This window comes from Rahnella sp. Larv3_ips, from assembly GCF_003697865.1.
GTDB lineage: Bacteria > Pseudomonadota > Gammaproteobacteria > Enterobacterales > Enterobacteriaceae > Rahnella > Rahnella rivi.
Genome location: NZ_MJIB01000014.1, coordinates 457353 through 464071, shown reverse-complemented (window position 1 = coordinate 464071; position 6719 = coordinate 457353). Strand labels below are relative to the sequence as shown.

Below are 6719 nucleotides of genomic sequence, written 5' to 3'. Positions count from 1 at the left end.
GACATGCACTGATTAAGGCCGCCATAAGGGCTATGCCAGTTCTTTGAATAAGCATCATTTTGAAGCCAATCCTAAATTCGGGTCACAGCGCATATGATCCCAGCCGGTATAGTTTTTGACTTCGGGGACTTTATTAGGGATACCCTGAAAATTTCTTCTATAAGTGTCTGTAGTCCAATGATCAGGGCCAGCAAAAGAGTTCCATGACGAATACTCTGTTCCCCATTTACCTCCACCATAACCTGGACGCATATGGTTGGTTTGTAACACTCCTCGCCTTGTCGTGAAGGAATAGTCAATCCCACTTCCTCCAGGCTCAAGACGTGGATCATCAAAGGGTTTGGAACTCATGTAAATATCACCAGCTTTTGTCAGCATAAATCCCTGATCGTTGAATACTGTGAATGACTCAATTTCTTCACGAGTAGGATTAGAGCCTTTATATCGTATTGCTCCACCACCAGGTGAAAAACGAGCACCATCCCACGTCTGCCCATAATCTTTTGAAATGGCAAAACCGCCTCCTTCATATGAGGTAATTGCAATATAGCGTTCGGAAGGATGAACAAATTTCTTGGTGAAAATCCGGTACCCTGTTGAAACGTCATAAATCTGATGTTGGATACCTCGTTGAGTATCTATATACCGTAACCCTCCCTGACAGTTGAATCCTGTCAGTTCCAGATAACGATGATCATCAAATCGATAGACGACTTGCGTCGGGGGGGGCTGAGGTGTGGCCTGACATGCTCCGATGTTAATTACCAGAATAAGCACACCCGCCATTTTTAACGTTTGCATATATCTTCCCTGTCAGACCTGAGGTTTGGGCATATCCCACTGCAAAAGCTGAACCGTTGTATTTTCCATATCACGATGATTGCCAGGCTTAACCATCTGGCGGGATCCATAATCGTTCTTTACACCAAACTCTTCTCCAATCGGCATCCCCTTGTCCAATTCGGGCTTATTCATGAACTGTTTGATGTCTTCGTAAGGTAATACTCCCTCTATATAATATTGTTTTATTTTGGGCTCGGGGTTTTCTGGTCTTCTCCAGTCGGCCTGAAGTAGCAATTTCTCCCAGAACTCCTGATTTTCAAATGCCTCACATTGTCCGATCGCTAAGTCGTAGACCATTGCATGGGACGGGGCTTTATCACTGGCGACAATCGATGAATGCTGGCTGTAGGAAACATCCATTTGCACCGCAGCAGTTAACTCATCATTTGTCATTTCCCGCTGGAGAATAAGCTGCTGAAATGAGTCTCTGTGTCCAGTCACTATTCCTGAAACAAACTTTTTAGGGGCATACGTGGCATTCAGCTCTTCCAACTGTTCTGGACTTAGAACGCTCCCGTTTGACCTCATCCCATAAAAGAGCGGGCTATTGGGTACATCAACCGTTTCCGGGATAAACTTCTCCGCTTTCATTGCTGCTTTGGCTATCTCAGGGTCGTTACCGGCCATTTTGGCTTTATAGTTATCTTTACCCTGCGCCATTAGTGCAAACTGAAACGGCTCAGGTAGTACCGGCGCGTTGATAGTGACGTCGGTATAGGAATAGCCCGTATCTTTAGAATCATCAGCCTGACGTGGTGGCATTGTGTAATGGAAACCCGTTTTGTCACCGACCCAAACATCTTTGCAGAAGACACGTTGATAGAGATTATCGCCGAGCTGTGCCTTAATTTTGTCCGGAATACCTCTCCAGCCAAACCCCTGAATCGGTGACATGGATACCACCTGGTCATTAGGGCAAAAATAGTTATAAACCCGACCAAAGTTATTGCGGTTATAAAGGGCACTTTCCCAGATAGTTTCCTTTGCCTTTTTAGCCAGGCAGCCTGTATCCATTATTTTTTGAATATAGGCACTGTTATGAGAAAGGGTGCCCTGCGGTGCGTTTGGATTCTTCGCCATCAACTCGCAGAAATGAGCAAAAGTCTTTTGTCGCGCATCACTGGTTTGCTGGTTGCCTGGCATAAAGTTTTCCAGCCAGCGATTTTCCAGTGCATAAGGAGAGTGATTAAGGATTACACAGTCAGCGGTAGGATATCCTTCAGCTTCAACCCACATATTGGCCAACATGGTGATAATCGTCCCCTGACTGTGAGCGACGATATTGATGGTGTCGGATTGTGTATCCTGATTTCGGCGAATATCCAATATCAAATCCGCCAACCGTCGTGCTGCATAAGCCTGATAAATGCGGTGCGGGTTCTGATAGATTGGATGGCTCCAGTCCTTATTGTTCAAATTGAACGTTTCAGTACGCGACATCAGTTTCCCAATCATAGCCAGTATCGGCCCTGCGGCTCCCGGACCAAACATATCCGGGATATTGGTGGTGGCGTTCGCAAACGTATCGCCACCTTTAGCGGATAAAGGATCCAGCCAGTTATTCAGATTGTCGATTTTGGCATTGTTATGCGCCTTCAACTTTTTCTGGTCGTTTTCACGATAGGTATCGTAGGGTAAGTCGGCGTCATTACCCTTTTTTAGCAGCTCGGATTTATAGCGTTTCTGGTCTTGCACAAATGCATCATGATCGACCGGCTTATATCCCCAGTAAAAAGGGATCACCGGAGAACGGTTAACGACACCAACACATGTCTGATCCTGCACTGCACAGGTTTCTGTTGTGATGTTTCCGTCTGCGTCGGAAATCATAAAATCATGCTGTTTCCACTCATGATGATGCATATCAGTGCGGCCAAGGCGCGTGTTAAGTCCGGCACAAATACCGACGTCCTGATTTTCGTAGGCTTCGCCTACGTCATTGACCCCGTGTACCAAAATAACAATGCAGGGCAGCGGTGGTTGTACACCGCACTCCTGTATCAGTGCCTTCCCGGATGTGACTGGACGACAAATATCACCTTCTGAAAGAAGCTTTGGATTACGAATGTTAGAGCATGAATCAGCCATCATTTCACTCCCTTGATCAACTCAATGGCGACATTTTCCAGTTCACTCATTTGCAATAGAGAGGACTCACCGTTTGCATCTGTTATACCCTCAGAGACAGAGCCATCCTGGCGATGAACCCGGAACTTTTGGTTCTTGAGAACATGCGATGGGTCACCATTGATATGTAGTTTGTACTTCATACCAAAGTCCCCCTGATTAAAGGTTGGCATCGCCTGCTTCACGCTATCCCCACCCTGATACTCCAGTACCGGCGACTTTTGGGTAATACGGGTAGGAGCAAGCTCTTCGATCGTTCCATCCTTAATGCGGATCCCAGCCCCGCCACACATCAGCAACAGCTCTTTTTTTGCGTTCAGCACAATGCGACCGTTGGTACTGGTGATCTGCATGTCTTCAAAAGAGGTCAGCTCCATCTGGTCTTTTTGCGCCTGTAGCTGCACCTTTCCTGCAGCGGCGATGAGCTTGATGCCTAACTTGTTCGCAAATACGGAGAACAGTTCCCCGGCGGCTACCGAGAAACGACGGAATACGCTGAAACTGACATCCTGGCCTGCGGTGGCCACCAGATTCTTCCCTGCAGTTTGTTGGATCGTTTTCGGCGTGGTGTGCGCAATTCCGGCATCGCCGTAAACGACGACGCCGGGTTGAGCGAGTTTGGTGAGGTCTGTCTTGAGCAACTCCTGATCGGTGGTTTCTGCCGGAGACGCCTGAGCGATATCGGCGGTACTCTTCAGGGTTTTGGCCAGAGCCAGGGCTTTTTCAAGCTGGGCAATGGCGGCATCCATATCCAGTTGCTGTCCCTGAGCACTGTTCTTCGGCTCGGTAGAAAGCAGCACGCCTTTACCGCCGCGAACGGCAACATAGGCATCAGTTCGCAATTCTGCGCCTTCACCTCGTTGTTTTCTGGCACTGTCCACCAGGTGTCCCAGACTGAGCTGGCTCTTACCTGAATGTACCGTGCTGATTTTTATATGTTCTTTGCCGCGTTGATCCTCAAGTCGAATCTTATTTCCAGAAGGAGTGCGGATGACGTTGCGCTTGTAGTTCGGCAACGCCACATGATCCGGGTGCGTTGAATCATGCAGCGCACAGGCGATATAAGGCCGGTCAACGTCGCCGTTCTCGAAGGCAATCGCCACGCCGGTGGAATCCAGCAGCGGCATATGGAAGCCGTAAGTATCACCGGAATAGGGTTTCGCCAGGCGCAGCCAGCAGCTCTCAAAGCCTTTCTGCCATTCGGTGCGGTCGAAACCAAACTGGGCGCGGTACAAACCGTCGGCGTTGATGTGGGCGTAAGGTTCGTCCGGATGCGCGCTGGAGATGCGGGCAGGCAGCGTGCCGGTGACGGTCGGCCACGGCAGCAAGGCTGGGCGGTACGGATGCCGGGTATTACGCGGAACGGCGGTGAAGGTGACGAAGTACGCCGTATCGCGGGCGACGTTTGTAGAGTTCGTGGAAACTATCAGCAAGCCGTCCGGCGCTTCAGGCCAGTCTTTACCGGGCGTGGTGATGACCATCCCCGGACGCAGCGTCATGCAGTTGGACTTGCCCTCAAAGGTGATTTGCTCACTGAGGTAGCGCTCCTGACGGCGCTTCGCGTACCACATGCCCTGGCCGGGCTCGCTGTTGTATTCCTTGCCCGGCTCAGGATAGTACTCACCCCAGCGGTAATCTTCGGCCACCAGCGCCGGATAGTCCGGATTGGTCTCCGCTGTGCCGGTCATATCGCTTTGCGCAGCGGGATAATAGTCGTCGTTAACCGTCACAGATTTCGGGATAGATTTACGGCTGACCGACATCTCCCACACTGATTCCAGGCCGCCGTCGAACATGCCCGCCGGGTTGCGGAACGGGATGGCAACGGATTCAGGCCAGGCGTAGGAATGGTCGGCCAGCACCATGACGTCGCAGTTGTTCTCTTCGTCATATTCGAAGAAGTACGAGATGCCACTGTCTGCCAGGCGTCGCGCAATGTGGGCGTACTCACTTTCGCCGAACTGCATCATGAATTTTTTCAGCGGGTACCGGTCATTGAGCGCAAACCGAAAATCCAGCCGGTCCATGTTGTAACGCAGGAAGGTGTTTTCGGTCATGCTGATGACGCTGTCGTTCTGGTAAATCGCGTTGTTGCTGCCCTGATTTAACCGGGTGACGCGGTGTTCAAGCGTGGCGACGTAGCGGGTTTCATCGGCAGAAGTGCTGCACTGGCGGAACTGCGTGATGACGCCGGGGATGATGCGTGGTTTAACCGATTCCCACGGCTTGCCGTCGGGGTACATCAGGAACAGCGCGGAATAGTTGATGATATGCTGAGCGGGAATGTCTTTCACCGCGCTGGTGAACTCAATTTCATAGCGCAGGATATCGCTGATGGCCTCGCTGCCGCTGAACTTGAGCACCGAAATATCGACGCCGGGCTGCTGAGATTCCAGCCGTTTAAATCTTAACTGGTAATGGTTGTGGATCGGTAATTGAGTGCCTGCAAGAATGTAATCCTGAATGCTCATTGTTTTAAGTCCCTTTTGAACAACTCATGTTGAACCCGGCATAGACAAAAATCCTTGTCCCCCTCGAATGATATGCTTCATTAAGTGAAATTTATAGAAAGAAAAGTCGGAAAATCACGAACGGCAAAGATTAGTTTGTTGCGGTGATTTCATTGATTGATAGGGGATATAAATGGAGATGTGTGCGTAATAAAAACTTTATAAATAGGAAGGCGCGTCCCTGCGCCGCTAAAAACGGATTAGCTGCCCGACGCCTCTGGTGCGGGTTCGTCCTGTAAGTTCTTTTTAAAATGTTTCTCTATCTGCTCCAGCGTTTTGCCCTGCGTTTCCGGGGCGAAAATGATCGCAAATATCCCGCCTGCGACGCCGATGGCGGCAAAGCAGAAGAAGGACATCGTCAGTCCGATGGATTCCAGCATGATCGGGAACATAAAGGCGATGGAGAAGTTTGTCATTTGCATGGCAAATACCGAGACACCATTAGCCATACCGCGGATGCGCATCGGGAACATTTCTGACAGCAACAGCCAGGTGACCGGCGAAAGCGCGCCCTGCTGGAAGCACAGGAACACCAGCATGCCGCCCAGCACCAGGTAACTGCGCAGGGTATCCGGATGACCATTTACCGTTTCCGGCATCAGCCAGGTGATAAGGCCGATCGCCAGCAGGGTGCAGGTACAACCAATCTGACCGGTCAGCAGCAGCGGACGGCGCCCAAAACGGCTGAGCAGCATAATGCCGACAAACGTCATGATCACCGAGATTACGCCGTTGGCGATGGTGGCGAGCAGCGAGGCGTTGGTGCTCAGCCCTGTGGCCTGCAACATGGTCGGCGCGTAGAACATGATGGTGTTCACGCCGGAAAGTTGTTGCAGCATGGCGATACCAATCCCCAGAAACACCAGGCGTTTCATCCACACAGAAATGGTTTTCTGGCGGCGGGAATGCTTCTCGCTTTTGGAACTCATGGAGCTGCGGATTTCGCTCAGTTCTTTCTCCACTTTGCCCGCTTTACGGGTGCGTTCCAGCACGTCACGCGCTTCGCGATAGCGGCCATGCATGGCGTACCAGCGCGGTGTATCCGGCAGGAACAGCATCCCGACCCACAAAATAACCGCCGGTACGCAGGCGACACCCAGCATCCAGCGCCAGGTGGTTTCTCCGCCCCAGACTTCGTTAATCGCCGCATTACTGGTGTAGGCGATCAGCTGCCCGGAGACGATCATCAGTTCCTGCAAGGTCACAAACTGCCACCGGCGGTTTGAAGGTACGATTTCT

The 6719-nt window shown here is 50.9% G+C and carries 4 protein-coding genes; all 4 read right to left on the bottom strand.

The window, feature by feature from the left end:
• Positions 1–54 precede the first annotated feature (54 nt).
• A complete protein-coding gene (locus tag ED901_RS18695) occupies positions 55–801 on the bottom strand; it encodes a hypothetical protein (RefSeq protein ID WP_122096843.1) in 747 nt (248 codons plus the stop codon).
• A gap of 12 nt (positions 802–813) precedes the next feature.
• The gene (locus ED901_RS18690) at positions 814–2931 is read right to left on the bottom strand and encodes a DUF3274 domain-containing protein (RefSeq protein WP_122096957.1); all 2118 of its coding nucleotides are present in this window, start codon (positions 2929–2931) and stop codon (positions 814–816) included.
• Positions 2931–5441, bottom strand: a complete 2511-nt coding sequence (locus ED901_RS18685) for a type VI secretion system Vgr family protein (RefSeq protein ID WP_122096842.1) — start codon at positions 5439–5441, stop codon at positions 2931–2933. Before ED901_RS18685 ends, ED901_RS18690 begins: the two co-directional genes overlap by 1 nt.
• A 239-nt stretch (positions 5442–5680) precedes the next feature.
• A partial coding sequence (locus ED901_RS18680) for a sugar porter family MFS transporter (protein WP_122096956.1) occupies positions 5681–6719 on the bottom strand: 1039 nt, incomplete at its 5' end.

Bases quoted from the DNA above. Each gene is read 5' to 3' on its own strand.
- ED901_RS18690 (WP_122096957.1), bottom strand. From the start codon at position 2,931: ATGGCTGATTCATGCTCTAACATTCGTAATCCAAAGCTTCTTTCAGAA.
- ED901_RS18685 (WP_122096842.1), bottom strand. From the start codon at position 5,441: ATGAGCATTCAGGATTACATTCTTGCAGGCACTCAATTACCGATCCAC.
- ED901_RS18695 (WP_122096843.1), bottom strand. From the start codon at position 801: ATGCAAACGTTAAAAATGGCGGGTGTGCTTATTCTGGTAATTAACATC.